Annotated in this window: 17 protein-coding genes; 6 read left to right on the top strand and 11 right to left on the bottom strand. The window is 38.8% G+C overall.

Features of this window, described 5'->3' with window-relative positions; translation table 11 throughout:
- Positions 1–58 precede the first annotated feature (58 nt).
- Positions 59–616 (top strand): beta-class carbonic anhydrase, encoded by a 558-nt coding sequence (locus QUF49_RS01385; RefSeq protein ID WP_289493973.1) that lies wholly within the window; start codon positions 59–61, stop codon positions 614–616.
- Positions 617–659: 43 nt separating this feature from the next.
- Here QUF49_RS01385 and QUF49_RS01380 read toward each other — a convergent pair whose 3' ends face one another.
- Complete coding sequence (locus QUF49_RS01380) at positions 660–2,249, bottom strand: bifunctional metallophosphatase/5'-nucleotidase (RefSeq protein WP_289493972.1); 1,590 nt, start codon at positions 2,247–2,249, stop codon at positions 660–662.
- Positions 2,250–2,512: 263 nt separating this feature from the next.
- Between QUF49_RS01380 and QUF49_RS01375 the strand changes: the two genes are divergently transcribed.
- Positions 2,513–2,863, top strand: coding sequence for a general stress protein (locus QUF49_RS01375; RefSeq protein WP_289493971.1), 351 nt, complete (start codon positions 2,513–2,515; stop codon positions 2,861–2,863).
- Positions 2,864–3,012: 149 nt separating this feature from the next.
- Entirely contained in the window at positions 3,013–4,227 is a 1,215-nt protein-coding gene (locus QUF49_RS01370) for an NAD(P)/FAD-dependent oxidoreductase (protein WP_289493970.1), read from the top strand.
- Positions 4,228–4,269: 42 nt separating this feature from the next.
- Here QUF49_RS01370 and QUF49_RS01365 read toward each other — a convergent pair whose 3' ends face one another.
- Positions 4,270–5,067, bottom strand: a complete 798-nt coding sequence (locus QUF49_RS01365; RefSeq protein ID WP_289493969.1) for an alpha/beta fold hydrolase — start codon at positions 5,065–5,067, stop codon at positions 4,270–4,272.
- A 177-nt stretch (positions 5,068–5,244) separates the two neighbouring features.
- Here QUF49_RS01365 and QUF49_RS01360 point away from each other — a divergent pair, with 177 nt between their 5' ends.
- Positions 5,245–5,742, top strand: coding sequence for a YajQ family cyclic di-GMP-binding protein (locus QUF49_RS01360; RefSeq protein WP_289493968.1), 498 nt, complete (start codon positions 5,245–5,247; stop codon positions 5,740–5,742).
- An 80-nt stretch (positions 5,743–5,822) separates the two neighbouring features.
- On the opposite strand, the gene QUF49_RS01355 is transcribed toward QUF49_RS01360, so the two are convergent.
- The 7 genes from QUF49_RS01355 to QUF49_RS01325 form a co-directional block, all read right to left on the bottom strand.
- Positions 5,823–6,692, bottom strand: coding sequence for a cupin domain-containing protein (locus QUF49_RS01355; protein ID WP_289493967.1), 870 nt, complete (start codon positions 6,690–6,692; stop codon positions 5,823–5,825).
- 45 nt (positions 6,693–6,737) lie between these two features.
- Complete coding sequence (locus QUF49_RS01350; protein WP_289493966.1) at positions 6,738–6,875, bottom strand: hypothetical protein; 138 nt, start codon at positions 6,873–6,875, stop codon at positions 6,738–6,740.
- 272 nt (positions 6,876–7,147) lie between these two features.
- The gene (locus tag QUF49_RS01345) at positions 7,148–7,372 is read right to left on the bottom strand and encodes a hypothetical protein (protein ID WP_289493965.1); all 225 of its coding nucleotides are present in this window, start codon (positions 7,370–7,372) and stop codon (positions 7,148–7,150) included.
- A 95-nt stretch (positions 7,373–7,467) separates the two neighbouring features.
- A complete protein-coding gene (locus QUF49_RS01340; RefSeq protein WP_289493964.1) occupies positions 7,468–8,184 on the bottom strand; it encodes a lysophospholipid acyltransferase family protein in 717 nt (238 codons plus the stop codon).
- Positions 8,185–8,198: 14 nt separating this feature from the next.
- The gene (locus QUF49_RS01335) at positions 8,199–8,573 is read right to left on the bottom strand and encodes an SLAP domain-containing protein (protein ID WP_289493963.1); all 375 of its coding nucleotides are present in this window, start codon (positions 8,571–8,573) and stop codon (positions 8,199–8,201) included.
- Positions 8,574–8,684: 111 nt separating this feature from the next.
- Positions 8,685–9,224, bottom strand: a complete 540-nt coding sequence (locus tag QUF49_RS01330; RefSeq protein ID WP_289493962.1) for a hypothetical protein — start codon at positions 9,222–9,224, stop codon at positions 8,685–8,687.
- A 256-nt stretch (positions 9,225–9,480) separates the two neighbouring features.
- Positions 9,481–11,871, bottom strand: coding sequence for an immune inhibitor A domain-containing protein (locus QUF49_RS01325; RefSeq protein WP_289493961.1), 2,391 nt, complete (start codon positions 11,869–11,871; stop codon positions 9,481–9,483).
- A 357-nt stretch (positions 11,872–12,228) separates the two neighbouring features.
- Between QUF49_RS01325 and QUF49_RS01320 the strand changes: the two genes are divergently transcribed.
- A complete protein-coding gene (locus QUF49_RS01320) occupies positions 12,229–13,812 on the top strand; it encodes a hypothetical protein (RefSeq protein WP_289493960.1) in 1,584 nt (527 codons plus the stop codon).
- 24 nt (positions 13,813–13,836) lie between these two features.
- A complete protein-coding gene (locus QUF49_RS01315; RefSeq protein ID WP_289493959.1) occupies positions 13,837–14,328 on the top strand; it encodes a cysteine hydrolase family protein in 492 nt (163 codons plus the stop codon).
- 304 nt (positions 14,329–14,632) lie between these two features.
- On the opposite strand, the gene QUF49_RS01310 is transcribed toward QUF49_RS01315, so the two are convergent.
- Both QUF49_RS01310 and QUF49_RS01305 read right to left on the bottom strand, forming a co-directional pair.
- On the bottom strand, positions 14,633–15,580 hold the full coding sequence (locus tag QUF49_RS01310) for a TIGR03943 family putative permease subunit (RefSeq protein ID WP_289493958.1): 948 nt from the start codon (positions 15,578–15,580) through the stop codon (positions 14,633–14,635).
- 18 nt (positions 15,581–15,598) lie between these two features.
- Positions 15,599–16,606 carry a permease gene (locus QUF49_RS01305; protein WP_289493957.1) on the bottom strand — a complete coding sequence of 336 codons (1,008 nt, stop codon included), beginning with the start codon at positions 16,604–16,606 and terminating at the stop codon, positions 15,599–15,601.
- Between the last annotated feature and the right edge of the window lie 57 nt (positions 16,607–16,663).

Genomic DNA, 16,663 nt, shown 5'->3' with positions numbered 1-16,663 from the left:
TATACTTCTAAATCTTTTCATTGTCTAATTATTTTCTGTAGAAACAAGGAGGAGAATCATGTCCGTACTTAACGAAATCTTAGAATTCAATCACCAATTTGTTGAAAACAAAGAATATGAGCCTTTTCAAACTACTAAATTTCCTGACAAAGGGCTCGTCATTGTGTCTTGTATGGATACACGTTTAACAGAATTACTGCCTAGTGCAATGAACATTAAGAACGGGGATGTAAAAGTTGTTAAGTCCGCAGGTGCGGTTATCTCTCACCCATTTGGCTCTATTATGAGAAGTATTCTTGTAGCTATCTATGAACTAAAAGCTGAGGAAGTAATGGTCATCGGTCACTATGACTGTGGCATGAGCAATGTAAACGCTGAGGGATTGCTCGCTAAGATGAAAGACCGCGGCATAGAAGAAACGACATTTGACACATTAAAATATTCAGGACTTGATTTAAAGAAATGGGTTCAAGGTTTTGACAGTGTGGAAGATTCCGTCAGAAACAGCGTGGAGCTTGTGAGAAACCATCCTCTGCTTCCTGAAGATATTAAAGTACATGGTCTCGTTATTGACCCAGCCACAGGAAGACTTGATCTTGTAGAACGTGGAAAATAGAAAGAAAAGGCAAAGCGAATCTTACCCGCTTTGCCTTTTTTTATTATGGATTAATCTTTACGATGCGTCCTTCTATTTGTGCTGTTACTGTCTCACGTTTTTTAAAGTAATTGACTAACGCGTCTAAATCAGTGATGTTGATCGTCTGATTTTTGCCTTGTAATAAAACCGTGTAGCCGTCACCGCCGCCTGCCATAAAGTTGTTTACCGTAACAGTATATTCTGCAGCAGCATCAATCGGTGTACCGTCTGCTTTAACCATGGAGACCGTTCTTTGTCCAACTGGTTTAGACATATCAAAGGTAGCTTTTAATCCAGAGATCTGAAGCATCTTTTCACGCCCCGTTGACCATTGGGATTCAAAAAGTTCTTTGATCTGTTCACCAGTTAACGTCATTGTCACCAGGTCATTCCCAAAAGGCTGAACATTGAAGAGTTCTCCCCATGTTACTTCACCTGGATTGATCACATCACGAATTCCTCCTGGATTCATAAAGGCAAAGTCCGTTCCTGTTTGCTCTGTCATAGAATCAGCAATTACATTTCCTAACTCGGATTCTCCGCTATATGCATCTACGCCTGATAATAACTTATCTGCGTTACCGACTACTTCATTAATAATAGGAGCCACTTGTTCTTCTGCTCGCTTAATGATTTCCGTAACCTTTGCATCAGGAGTTACAGCGCTTTGGAACGTTGTTACCACTTCCGCTTTCTTTTCTACAATGTCTTTTGTGCGGCGGTCAATCTTTAAATCTACATCAGCAAATGCCGTTCCGTATGAATAGGCTTGTACAAGTAACTTATTATCTACTACAGCATTTACGTTTCTATGATTGTGCGCGCCAAACATAACATCAATTTCATCATCAACACTGTTTGCCATATCTACTAATTCACCAGAAACTTCCCCAGTGGTCGCTTGTTCGATCGGGTTATGAGCAAGCACGACCATTGCTTTTACACCCTTTTTCTTAAGTTCCTTAGCAGCTTTATTAATCGCTTCTGCTTCGTCCGTAAACTCTACCCCAGCTGTGCCGCTTGGAATAACAATGTCTGGAGTATCAGAAAAAACAACTCCGATAAATCCGATATTTACACCCTTCACCTTTTTAATCGTGTATGGAGGAAGAATATGTTTCTTTGTCTCTTTATCTATTACATTAGCAGCCACATATGGGAAGTTTGCTCCTTCAAATTCACCTGTTTTCGCATGAGTTCCGCCATTGATCAGGCGCATCATCTCATCTACGCCTTCATCAAATTCATGATTTCCTAGTGTTCCTACGTCAAATCCCATCTCGTTCATGATCTCAACTGTCGGCTCATCCTGCAGCAATGCAGACGTTGGCGAACTCGCTCCTACCATATCACCAGCATGAACCAAAAGTGTATTCTCGTTCTCAGCTTCTCTTTGCATTATGTAGCTTGCTAGATAATCCGCACGCCCTGCTGACTGACCTGCCACATTACGTGTGATATCAATCTGGCCATGAAAGTCGTTTACACCCAACAACTGAACGTCAAGAAATGGTCCGTTTTGCTTTTTAGTTGAATACTCGTATGCATGGACTGCTGTCCCCATCGGTGTTAATGCTAGTGACAGCGCTAAGGCTGAAAGTGTTTTTTTCATCTGAAATACTCCCCTATCATTTCATTTTGTAAAAAACTCAACAGTTAAAATTATATATTTTGAATTGTAAAAAGATAGAGGATATTCGTAAAATTGGTGTAAAAACATTATATTCCTATAAAAAGAGGAGGTAGTACCTAGAGAAACTATACGAATGAGGAAATTTAGTACTTTCCTCCCGGTGATCTAGTGAAAAAGGAAGTTTAATGCTGCCTAATTCCGTGAATATACACTATAACTTCGTATAAAGGAGAGGATAGTAAATGGTTAAACCAATCGTACATGAATTCAACTCCCAACAAGAATTGATTGCAGCTGCAAATGAATTGAAGGCGCAAGGGATTCACGAAGACAACCTGTATGTATTATCCCACGAAAAAGATGACACGAAAGATCTTGCACACGACGCGGATGTTAATACGATCGGCCTAAAAGAAGAAGGACTCGGCACGGCCCTCAGCAACGTATTTGATTCCAGAGGTGACGAGCTCCGCAAAAAGATGACTGAAATGGGGTTATCTGACGTTGAGGCGGATCAGTACGAAAGAAAGCTCGACATGGGTAAGATGTTATTGATCGTAAAAGATGAAGACAAGGTAACGAACTTACCATAATAAATAAAGAGCTGCTTAACCCAATTGGGTAAAGCAGCTCTTTTTTCTTGAAGGCGTTTATCTAATACTATTTATTTGATAAATATTTCCTTTCATGCGTTTCTTTCACGTCTTTCCGGGGAATGAATGGAAGACGAGGAGGAGTAAATATGAATCTACACAATGGTCATTTGTACTGGCCTGAAACGTATAAAAATACCACTCAATATCCAGAACTTGAAGAAAATATTTCGTGTGACGTATTAATTGTTGGCGGTGGCATGGCTGGCGCTCTCTGTGCTCATGTATTGAGCCAGGAAAAAGAATTAGATGTTGTATTAATTGATAGAAGACATCCCGGCTCAGGCAGCTCCTCAGCAAATACAGGACTTCTGCAATTCTCCAGTGACAAAATGCTTCACGAACTGATTGAACAGCAAGGAGAACAGGATGCCGTTTACTTTTACCAGCTTTGTCAGACCGCTATGAAAGATTTAGACAAGGTTGTGTCTGAACTCTCGGAGGATCCAGAATTTCGGCCACAAAAAAGCTTGTACTTTGCCAGCTCAAATGAAGACGTATCAAAGCTTGTACGTGAATATGAGGTATTAAAGAAGTATGATTTTCCCGTTGAATATTTAGAGCCCTCAGAGATTTCTTCGAGGTTTCCTTTTTCAAAACCTGCTGCTCTCGTAACAAGCGGAGATGCAGATGTGAATCCGTATAAATGTGTTCAGATCATGTTAAAAGATGCGGCTGCCGCAGGAGTCAGAATCTATGAACAAACACCGCTTATCCGCAAAACCAAAACCGTTCATGGGTTTACATGTGAATCTGAAAAAGGCACCATTTCAGCTCGTTATATTATTTTTGCGACCGGTTATGAAAATGACTTTCTTGCTCAACAATTGGGAGCAGACTTAAACCGTTCGTATGCCATCGTAACTGAGCCGCTTCCTTCCTTAAAAACGTGGTACAAAGAGTGGATGATCTGGGAAACGAAACGTCCTTATCTTTATATGAGGACTACAAGAGACGGAAGAATTGTTGCTGGCGGTTTGGATGAAGATAAAGCAGAAGCACCATTAAATGAAGGAATTATTGAAGAACGCGGTGAGCGTATCCTTGAAAAAGTGAGAGAACATTTCCCTGATCTCTCACCAAAGATTTCCCACACATGGTGTGCGACCTTCGGAGAATCACACGATGGTTTGCCGTATATCGGGGAGCACCCTAACCGTCTTGGTGAATATTATTGTTTAGGCTTTGGCGGTAACGGAACGGTCTATAGCATGCTAGGCGCAACCATTATTAAAGACTTGATTACAAAAGGGTTCCATCCCGCTTCACGATTATTTACAATCGCTAGAGCTGTAAGTTTATAACCGAACGAAAAAGGAAGTCCCACAACGGAGACTTCCTTTTTATTATGACGCATTTGGTGCTGCGGCAATTTGTCTTTTTATAAATTCAATCGAATTCTTGTTAAAAATATCTGGCTGATCCACATTGCATACATGTCCGCAATCCTTGATCGTCAAAAGCTTTGAATGCTTTTTCTTATCAATAAACGCCTGAATTGGCGGTAAAAACATATAATCTTCCTCACCCATGATATATAGGGTTGGAATCGGAATTTCTTTCTTACGCAAGCTTTGTAAAAATGGGTTTATTTTTAGCGTTAGTTTAAACCAGCGCTTAAATTCTTTTTGACAAAGCTTTTTGGCTTCTCCAATAAACAAAGAACGAGAAGCTTCATGTCTTTTCTTCGGCATAATAACCCAAGCAAACAAGCTGTACAGCCACATGTAAGGAATAAATGATTTACAGAGATTGCCCATCGCGATTAGGAATCGTGAACGGAAATTCATCTTCGTCACCGCTCCGCCAAGCGTCATAGTAGCCACTCGTTCAGGGGAGAGTTCTGCGATTGTTTGGATTAGAATCGTTCCCAAAGAAATACCTACGAAATGCGCTTTTTGGATTTTAAGATGATCCATTACCTCTAGCACATCCAGGCTGACTTCTTTAAACGAATATTTTTTTAATAAAAATTTATCGGATTGTGATTTGCCATGACCTCTGAGATCAACGAGCAAAATGTTAAAGTGCTGCTTAAATTCTCTTAACTGTTTATACCAAATGGATGAACTGCCCCCTGCTCCATGGACAAAAATCACCCATTGATGATTCTTTTCGTGTGTGTACGTTTTGTAATGAAGCACAAAGTACTCCTCCTAGTGGTTAAAACATTCTGTGAATTTTCCAGCCTTCATTTTAACATACATTATTACTTTTGTACCCGTTTCCAAGGAAAAGAATGTGTACAAACTGGAAACATAACCGCAATGTATTTATACTGTAACTATATAAACGAAGTAAACGTCAGGAGGTTTCACAAAATGGCTAAAGAAAGTTCATTTGATATCGTTTCACAAGTAGATCTATCAGAGGTCGACAATGCGATTAATATCGCAACAAAAGAAATTACAACACGCTATGACTTTAAAGGAAGCAAAAGTGAGATCACACTTGATAAATCAAGTGAAGAACTCGTATTAGTTTCCGATGATGAGTACAAGCTTGAGCAGCTAAAAGATGTTCTTATTACAAAGCTGATCAAACGCGGAGTACCAACAAAAAACCTGGATTACAGCAAGATCGAGCAAGCATCAGGCGGAACAGTTCGTCAGCGCGCTAAACTTGTAACAGGCATCGATAAAGACAACGCGAAAAAAATTAACACGCTGATCAAAAACTCTGGTTTAAAAGTAAAAAGCCAAGTGCAAGATGATCAAGTTCGTGTAACAGCAAAGAGCAGAGACGACCTTCAGCAGATCATCGCCCTTGTTAATGAAGCAAATCTGCCAATCGATGTTCAATTCATTAATTACAGATAAAGCTAAAAAAGCCTCTCATCGCGAGAGGCTTTTAGCTTGTAGATAAAGTAAGGATTTTCACCGTAATTCGATAAATATTACTATTCTTCTGCTTCTGCTGCCATAGCGATCGCTTTTGTTTCATGCACAGTGCCAAATGGATGCTCTGGCGGAGCGTAAATAGCGTAAAGTTTAATCGGTTTATTGCCTGTATTAGTTAGGTTGTGCCATTTCCCTGCAGGTATCATGATTGCAAAGTCATCATAAGCCTGAACTACATAGTCTAAGTTATCTGGACTGTCTCCCATCTGAACAATTCCTTGCCCTTCTTCTATCCTCAGGAATTGATCGGTTGTAGGATGAACTTCTAATCCAATATCATCCCCTACTCCTATACTCATTAGAGTCACTTGCAATTTATCTCCTGTCCATAAAGCTGTACGATATGTTTTATTTTGTTTAGTAGCTTCCTCAATGTTCACAACAAACGGATTACCGCCATAATCTCTTAATTCAATAGGAATACGCTTTTTTAACCATCCTAGTCGTTCTGCATATACTCTTTTTTGGTGAGCAGCTTGTAATAACGCTTGCTGCACATAAGGATGGTTACAGCGATAATAGTTGTTTTGATAGATCTGGCAGCCCTCTACCTCTGCTTGATACGTTTTTTGCAATCCCTCTTCGTAACTTTGGAACTCAACATCATTTCGTTCGTACTCAGGTTGTTTTCCTGTTAAAGAGGTGTACAAATCTGTAAAATATCTCAAACACGACCTTTTATATTCTAATGCATGAGAAATATTGTTCTTGTGATTCTGATCTGGTGCCACATTTGCTAAGCGTTTATAACAATCAATTAGTGAACTTTCTCTTTTTATTCCAGCAAGAATGAATTCCGAACCTTGTGATTGCGTAATGACAGTATTCTGCACTGTATTCAATCCCTTCAGACTTATTGCAACCATCATATGCCTAGGAATTGAGAAAGTGCCTAGAATAGAAAACTCCTTCTCTTACGATTGAATCATCATAAAGGCTGTTTTCTCAAACTTTGTTGCTCTTGGAAGTGGTTGATCTGCGCTCCAGGCTGCTCGCTTTCCACGGGGCGTGCGGTGAGCCTCCTGCCGCTTTGCGCCTTTAGGAGTCTCCACCTGACCGCTCGTCTCGTAGGAGTCTCGCCACCTTACGCTTCAATCAACTTGCAAATGATGAGAATAGAAAAGACAAAAGCAACAATCCTTTAGAAAAAGCTTTTATTTTATCAAAGATGTCGTAAGTTTCCACCAGTGAGCGGAAAGTGAGGTGTTACTGTAGGAGACTCACATCCTTCACTCCAATTAACTTACCAATGAAAGGGTGAACAAAAAAAAAGAACAAACCCCATCTCAAAATAATTTGAAATGGGGTTTGACTAACGTTCTTTTTATACGGATTCTTTTTTATCACTTGCGTCAATCAACTTCATCTGTTCAAGCTCAAGCCTCATCTTCTGCGTCTCAATCACATAGTTATCATGCTTTAAACGTTCAAGCTCTAGCTCGTCTTTTAACATCTTATGTTTTAACTTTGTTTGCGATTGAAAATGTCCTAATACGATGGCGATAATGGGAATCAAGAAAATCATAATGACTGAAATTGTTCCGGTCATGGTATTCCTCCTAGAAATTATTACCTTCTATCCCAATAATACCAAATTTCAGTGTATCTCGTATAGGCTTTATCCTAGATAAAAGGGACTATCCTTTAGGATACTGCTTTCTTAACGCCATCTTTTATAATTTGTTCTGTCATGTGGGCCAGTTCTTTAGCTTCTAATTGCTCTGGATAGACTGGTGGATAAACGGTAATATGAACGTCTGCTGGTTTAATCCAGAATCCCTGCTGCTCCATGATTTTATAAGAACCGTTAATTGAGACTGGAATGATTGGAACACCCGACTTAGTGGCCAATTTAAAACTGCCTGCTTTAAACTCAGCCATGTTATCACCTTTACTTCTTGTTCCTTCAGGAAAAATAACAAGAGATGTTCCGTTCTTTAGCAATTTCGCACCTTCATTTATCGCTTTCACCGACTGCCTAACATTTTTGCGATCCATAAACAAGCAGTTCAAGTGCTCCATCCATGTGCCGATAAAAGGCATTTTCTTTACTTCAATCTTAGAAATGAAAGCTTTTGGCTTTTGTATATAGCCTAACAAAATCGGAATATCAAAATTACCTTGGTGATTACTCACAAAAAGAACAGCCGTGTCTTTTGGAATATTTTCTTCTCCACTCACTGTGATTTTAGAACCGCTCAGCTTCACAAGCGATGTCGACCATTCTTTCACTTTTTTATCTACTAATTGATCACGCTCTCCGATATTACCCGCTTTATGCAGCTTCTTTACACGATTTAATGATGGTATTAACTTCAGTAAAACTGCCCAAAAATAAACAAACCAAATAATCGTTCTCAAAACGTTCCCCCACTTTAATTGATGATTAGTTCCCCAAACTCTTTTGATGGCATTTTCTTTAAAGCTGCAGCTGGAAATATAAACGTCCAAGGCATACTCGTTTGTGCTGGAATCTCAAGTACATATTGAGACTTCATCTCGCTTATAAGTTCGCCGCCTTCGTTATATACCACTTTTTTGCCTTCCAGCGAAAAGGGTTCCTTTGAATAGTTATTGACTAATACAGTCACTAAAAATTCTTCTTTATGATTAAAGGCTGTCTTCAAAATCACAGCCTGCTGTCCCACTTTTTGATCATGATCTAATCTCGAAAAAACTCGTTCTATTTCTGATCGGTCTTGATGGGCTAAAGTCCTATCCCATGCAGATTCGAAGGCCAAATTTTGCAAATTAAACCCCTCCTTTGAATCATATTATCATATTTCATTAAAAATCTTCTTTAATTAATAGAAAAAGCCGCTCAGGCAACCGTGTATCCACGATTTCGAGTCAGCTTCTTGTTATTTATAAACAGAACTAGCAGCCTCTAATAGCTTCTGTTTTTCAGCTTTTCTGTCTGTTCCTTCTTTCATTAAGTATTCCATCTTATGATACAATCCATCTTTTTTCCAGGCGATCATTGGCAGATCATTACTTCCAGAGAAATACGCTTTTGTTCCGTCTTTTAGCTTAACTTTATCCTTCGTCTCTAACTTGTCTGTTTTGGGAAGAAAATTTGAGACACGGTAAGCCAAATAAACATTTTGCCCCTCTTGTGTCGGATAATAAACGGTATCTAGCAGAATATTTCTCTTTTCACCCCAATCTGAAATTTGGTATGTGGATAATACAACTTTAAACGGCAGTTTACTAGGAACTTTTAATGGAAATGGCAAGGCTTTTTCCGCTTCTTCTTTAGATACTTGATCATAATATCTAGGATAAGCCCCTTTCGGATGATCTTGAAGTTTTAAGTTCTTATCGTTCAATGTACCGTTTGTAGCTTCACTGGAACACCCAGCAAGAAAGACTGCTAATACTAGATAAACTAACCACTTCATCCACCCCATCCTTTCCCCTTTTTGCTGTTATCTCCTATTTGTTACTCTTTGCAAGCAGTTGACTTCGGTATCAGTTCACTTTTCAAACTTCTCTCTATCACCTATTTCTACACAGTTTAGTTAAGTTCCTTGTATTTCTCGAACCGCGATTAATTTCGACATTATTTCCAAGGGAATACTTATTGTTCTACAAAATTTTCAAAAGGATTTAAAAAACCTAAGAAGCAAATCGCTTCTTAGGTCAGATAAGTTTATATTATTTGTAAATCTTAATCTTAGCTGTGCTTCTATCAGCTGCTTCTTCTAACACTTGGATCTTTAATCCGTACGAAGGAAGCTTCAAACCAGATGAAGGACTAGATGGGCTCCAGTAGTTCTTAGTATCATCAAATAAAGATACTGGAGATTTTGCCGCATTGTACATATGGTTTCCTTGTCCATAGTCAACGTTAAGGTCTGCGCCTTTAACAGTGCTGAATGGTGCATCATATATCTGATAACGTGTGCTAGCTAGGTCACCAGTGGCTACATTCCCACCCCAGTGGTGAACGTTTTGATGTGAGTCAACAACACCTACAAATCCCTTACCCGGATGTGAGCCTACCCAGTTGTTATCGTAAGCTTTGTTTACATACCAAATCACCATACCAGGATCATAAGACATGATAGAGTTTCCGCGTTTTAAATGTGCCAATCCATTGTCTACACCATCATGGTTACGCCATTCTACTAAATAGTAGTGAGACTTTAATTCTTTTCCTTGATGCTTTTCAAAATGGTCTAGTGCAAACTTCGGAGTACCTTCTGCTCCATCTTCAAACACGCTTGCACCATTCTTCGTCACTTTTACATTGTCTACGAAGAACCCTTCTTCACTTGTACCCCAGTCTGTCATGTAACGGAACTGAAGCTTGATGTTTTGACCTGCATATTGGCTAAGATCAATCGTTTCATGAACCCATCCATTAGAGTGCCCCGTGTAACCAGGAAGGTTATCTTTGATTGCTGGGTAGCCCTCTTCTACTAAATCACTATTCGTACGAGAGGAAGAAAGAGATTTCCACGTTGCGCCGTTGTCTGTAGAAACTTGAACCATAGCGTAGTCCCAGTTTTGTTCGATTTTATACCAAGCGTCAAAATCTAGCGTCGCAGATGTAGCACCCGTTAAATCAACATTTGCTGTCATCTTATGATCGATCTCATCGCCTCTTCCGCCATAATAAGCGTACGATCCAGAAGCTGGAGTAGTAATCTGATTTACTTGGTCTGGCAAATCAATACGTACAGCATCTTCATTCGTACCTTTTGTAGAGGCTTGATCAAGTGTTACCGTTACGCCGTTTTTACCTAAATTGTTAGCATGTACCGTTTTTCCTTGCAGCCACTTACCGCCAATAGTAGATTGATAGAATTCTTTTGCAAGTGGACTAAATCCAGTAGGTTCTGTTCCTGGAATTTCCCCTGCCCAGCTTCCACTAGACATGATAGACCAATAAGAAACAGGTTCGCCGTATGGGTTTGAGTAAATTGTATCGTACTCATCCGGATAATTTAGATCATGGCCAAACTCATGGGCAAATACACCTGTAGCTCCATCTTCTGGTTCAATCGTGTAATCATAAGCACCAAGTGCACCGCCCCAGTATGGAACGGAAGTTGAAGTGCCCGGAATTGCATATATACCGCCAAGATTCCAACGGTGAGACCAGATAGCATCAGCTCCTAAGCTACCGCCTCCTGCTTCTTCACCTACACCTGCATGAACAACCATCAAATGATCAACGAGTCCATCTGGCTCACGTTTGTTTCCGTCGCCGTCAAGGTCATAAATATCTTCTTTATCATAAGCATTTAGATCAACACCGTTGGCAGCTGCTGCTGCCAACGCTTCTGCCACTAGGTTACGCGGTTTAGAATCATTATCGGAGTCATTATTTCCGCCATAATAGGCCGCTGGATTTTTTGCTGTATACCACCCGTACACATCCCCATCAATCGTATAAGAACCACCCGATTGCTGAAGATAGAACTGTTTCATAGAAACCATATTTTTGCCGTTTGGACCTGTGTATCCCTTATCACCAAAGATCATGTTTTGATAGTGTTCTTTCGTGTACTTTGGATAATGGAAATCCGTTTCAGACGGTGTGATGCTGCCTTCTTTATAGTCATCATAGTCGATTAACAAGACTAATACTTGATCCTGTCTTACATCACCTGTATAAGTTTCAGCCTGAGCACTGTTTAATGTAGATGTTGTTGCTGTTCCTGATTTCTTTCCACCTTTACCAGGAGAAGTTGTTGTTGAACCGCTGTCAGTTGGAGCCTTCATCTGACTCTTTAAGTATTTAGCTGTTTCATTTACATCGTGCTTTTCGTGAAGATGAACTGAACTTCCACCCGCACGTTTCTTTAAATATTTATTAAGCTCTGCTTCTTGTTGCTGTGGAGTTAACCCCTCTTTAATTACCCCACGCTGTACCAATGACTTAATTAGACGGTCTTGGTTGACTATCCCTAAATCAACCGGTGCTACTTCGTCATTAAGTTTATTAGCAGCTGCATGCTCTACTGCTGGCGGGCTTGTCCACAGAAAAGTCCCAGCGAGAACGGAAGCGGCTGCAAAACTAGTAAGAACACGTTTCATCCCCTAATCCCCCCTAACAGAATTTTCGCATTTTTGCGACTTTTTAATTTTATCATAAAATCTTCCACTTGCACTTTCTTTATAACGGGTCTATATACCTATTTTCAGAAATAATAGGTAGTATTTTATTATCATTTATTAATATATTTGTAATTAATTGATGTATCATTAAAAAAATCACAACTCAGTACTTACTACTTTTTATCCATTCTTATTAAAAACTTCTCTTCGGAACCTATCCCCTTTCCAAAGAACCAAAAACTTTTGAAAAATTGAATAGAATTTACAGGTATATCCGTCTTATTATCGAATAGTTATATTTTGTTCTTTTTATAGAGAAAAGGGGGCTTTACAGCTATGAACACCGAACTAAGACCAAAAAAGAAAAAGAAAAGTAATCAATCAAATTACAAGGCTTTGCTACTGCCCTTAGCTGGCGTTTTGCTGCTTTTAGGAGCTGTTGTTTGGAATAATATTCTGAGTGAGACGAAACTTCCAAACCCTGACTGGAGCAGATCGGTCAGTACACCTGTAGAATCGATTAGTGCCGAACCTATCGCATTTAAAGCTGATAACCAATATCAGATTTATACCCAGCAAAAGAATGGTTTAAAGGTGACCACTCTAGATGAAAAATTAAATGTGATATCACAAAAGACAGAGAATCTGCCTCTTGATGAAAGGGGAAAGTTTTGGACGAACGGCAATCAAATTGCATTTGTTTCAAACGGGGAACTTATCCTCTATGAAGATGGTAAACAAACCGTTTTAGATAAAGATGTAGAATTATTAGCTGATTCGAAGAGCCGCTTTGCTTATTCAAAAGGCAATGAGGTATATGTATATGATCCTGAAAGCGGGAAGAGCCGTATCATTTATTCTGCAAAAGAAAAACTTTCAGAGTTAACAGGACACTCTGAATCCAATTCGTTTATCGCAACCGTTGGCGAAAAAGTTCAGATGGAAGTTTTTTATTTACAAGAAAAAGATGATCAATATAAAGCGAATTCAATTATTCAATACAGCAAGACACCTAACGATAAGATCTACAATTTCCGATTTGCAGAATCGGATAGTAAAGTATATTTTATTTACACGTTTTATTCATCAAAACAAGGAACAAAGTCATTTAAAACATTTTACGGAGAAGCTTCTTCTGACCAATTTACAGCTCTTTCCTTTAAAGCTGTAAATTTTATAGAGTCTGAATTAGGTTACGAAATGAAGAATCCAATGTACCAGCAGCTAAATATAGAAAACAATCAGCCTATTATTCTCTTTTCAGCTACAGGACCCATTTCAGCAAAGAAGGAAGCTGGAAACATTTATAAAGCAACTCTAAACAACAAAGATTGGAAAGCAACACGTATTAGCACAACAGATAAAATCTCTGTGTATCCTTTTTATATTGATGAGCAAACAATCGCTTGGATAAAAGCAGAAACGGTAAGTGATTACAGAGTATTCTTAGCCAGCCAGAATCCTGAAATTAAAAAAGAGAGCCAATCCATCAATAAACAAGATGTGTATAACGCAACTTTTGATGCACTTGCTGCTTCTGTCGTATCGTTTATCGCGATGACGAACGCCTTTATTTGGGTGGTTCCTCCTATCTTATTCTTAGGTATTTTGTATTTTGTACGAATTGATGTAATCGAACAAGAAGAACCTTGGGCAAAGTGGGTGTCGATCGCACTCTTTATCCTAACCCAGCTTTATGTCATTCAATCCCTGTTCAATAGTACGTTCTATACGATAGCACCAAAGTACCTCACTTTTAGTGGAAGCTCGCTTATAGTACCCGTTATCGTTTCTGCCGTAGCGCTGTATGTTATGCAGTTGGCCAAAGACAAAGACTGGGGATTGTTTGCACAAGTATCTTATTTTATTGGTGTAACAGTGTTATTTGAACTATTTATTGTCGGTACTTACGTATACTAATATCAAAAAAGCGGAGGAAGTATTTTGCAGAAAAAAGCATTAGTAATAATTGATATTCAAAATGACATAACAAAGAATTACAAAGATATCATTGACAATATCAACAAATCAATTGATTGGGCGGTCGAAAATAATATCCATGTTGTTTATATAAGACATGAGAATTTGTCACCTGGCACGAGAACGTTCAAAACGGATACACGAGGTGCTGAATTAGTTCCAGATTTGAAAATCGTATCAAAAAATGTTTTTACAAAATATAAAGGGAACGCATTAACAAGTGAAGAATTCGCGGACTTCATTAATAAAAATGAAATAGACGACTTCTACATCACTGGAGCTGACGCTGTTGCTTGTGTTAAGTCAACTTGCTATAACTTACGCAAATCAAACTATGGGGTTAGTGTACTATCAGATTGTATTACCAGTTATGATAAAAAGAAAATTGTTGGTATGATAGACTATTATGAAAGTAAAGGATGTCAGATAATACGTTTAAATGACTTATTGATTTAAGAATTTCAGGTCCACTTAATCGTCCAGATGTAGTTTTAGCATACTGCTTTGCTCCGCTTAAAGCATCTATACGCACTACTCAATAATTAAAGAATAATTTTTCGGATAACCTTATGAACTAATTACTTAAACATAAGGGTGCGCTAGTTGAAGAAAACAAATCAAAAAAAGTGATGGATTATTCCATCACTTTTTCTAATGCTATTTTATTGTTAATATCAATGCGATTAACATCACTAATAGTGGTTCGGTTTATCATTTTGCACCTCTCAACCGAACCCGTTAGGAAACTTTCCTCCGCTTTTTAATATGCTCCTAGGCTTTCAGTGCTCGGATACACATATGGATCTTTAAGAGGTTTAATCTTTTTCATTGATTCAACCTTCACTAATGGCAAACGCACTTTATTTAACTCTGTTTCATCTATTTTCCCCATAACTGTGTACCACTCATCAGACTTCAGCTTAGAAACCCCTTCACCTTCAATAATTGTCCCATATACCACCGCATCAGCACTGCAGCAGTTCATGGAAAAACGGGCTATCACTGCTTGATCTTCGCCCATTCCTTCTTCACGGTAAACAAAGCCAGTAGTCTCTATTTCTTTCCCGATAAACTTGTCTAAGTAGACGTCAAGGACAGTCATCGTATCGAGGTAATGATCAGATGTAACCACCACTTTGTCTTTCTCTAATTGTTCTTTTCCAAATTTTTTATAATAGTCCGTGATGTCGTACGTTTCGATCGGATTTTCCTTCTTTACGTTCTCTTCCATCTTCTTAATATAGCCCTCTGGATCTTCTAGATAAGCTTCAACATCCACTTCTTGAGTCGGTACCACTTTCCCATCGTCTGTTTGCTGAGCTGGCTTTGCATACAATCCGGTTCCATAACGAATGCCGCGTTTTTCAGCTACAGAGCTATCCATCGCTTTTTCAGGAATCATAAACCCTGTAAGAAGAGGAATGACAAAAATCATATAAATAAAAAAATGCTTGAGAGGCTTGCCTTTTGGTGCATGGTCTACTCCACATCCGCAAGCCTCTTCTTGCTGGCTGTCCGATCTTCTGAAAAATTGCATAACTCCTAAAATGGCAAAGATTGCAATGGCAAAGTAAACAAATATGTGCATTTTAGGTGCAACATAGTAATTGAGCTTTCCCGAAGTAATCAAACCAATTAATAGAAGCATAAAACCGATTAAGATAATTCCTCTTAAATAGATGTGAAAGTCTTGATTCTCTTTTTTCATATCACCTTACCTCCTTCTTTATACGTATTGAAATACCATAGCCGCAGCAAAAACCACGAACGTAATCAAGCCCATTAATACGAATACAAAGCGAGTCTTAAAATACGCGAACATCATGAGCATGTTCTTCACATCCAGCATCGGCCCATAAACCAAGAAAGCAATGATCGATCCCACCGTAAACGAGCTTCCAAACGAAGCTGCGATAAACGCATCTGCTTCAGAACAAATGGATAACAAGAATGCGAGTCCCATCATTAATCCTGTTGATGACCACTCATTACTGCTAAGTGCCAACAGGTCATTTCGGTTAATGAACACTTGGAACATACTTGCTAGAAAAGCTCCAAAGATAAGAAACTTTCCTGTATCAAAAAATTCGTCTGATGCATGATAGACCGTTTGTTTCCAGCGGCTGATCGACAAGCCATGTGAATGATCATGTCCGCTATAATGAACATGTGATTTTAACTGGTCTCCATTTCGGAAAACCCAATAAATGATTAATCCAATGACGATCGCTACTAAAAGAGCGAGTCCAATTCTGCCATACACCACAGTCATGTTGGTTCGAAACGCATAAAACGTGGAGAGAATAACAACCGGGTTAACAATTGGAACCGTCAATAGAAAAACAACACCCAAATGAAGCGGCAAGCCCTTTTTAATCAAACGCCTTACAACTGGAATAATGGCACATTCACAGACTGGAAAGATAATACCCATGAACAGAACCGCTCCAATTCCCGCATAGGGATTTTTCGGAATCAATTTTTGAATATGTTGTTCTGATACAAAGGTTTGAATTAAGGCTGAAACGAAAACTCCCAATAAAATAAAAGGAACTGCCTCTATTAAAATACTTAAAAACACCGTATTCACATGCATGATGGAACTCGGCAGGTTTTCAAATACAGAATCATTTTTGATTTCTTCCATAAATAGAAAAGAAATAATGAAGATAGCTAGCAATAAAAGGCCTATCATCTCTTTTCTTACAGAATCTCTTGTTGCAATGTCTCTCATCCTTCAGCGCTCCTTTTCTCTTTGTACTATGTAAATCTAGATTTGAGATTTTAGTCT

The sequence above is a fragment of the Fictibacillus sp. b24 genome (assembly GCF_030348825.1).
In the GTDB taxonomy this organism is placed as follows: domain Bacteria; phylum Bacillota; class Bacilli; order Bacillales; family Fictibacillaceae; genus Fictibacillus.
Note: the sequence above shows the minus strand (reverse complement) of the source record. Positions and strands in the feature narration are given on the sequence as shown.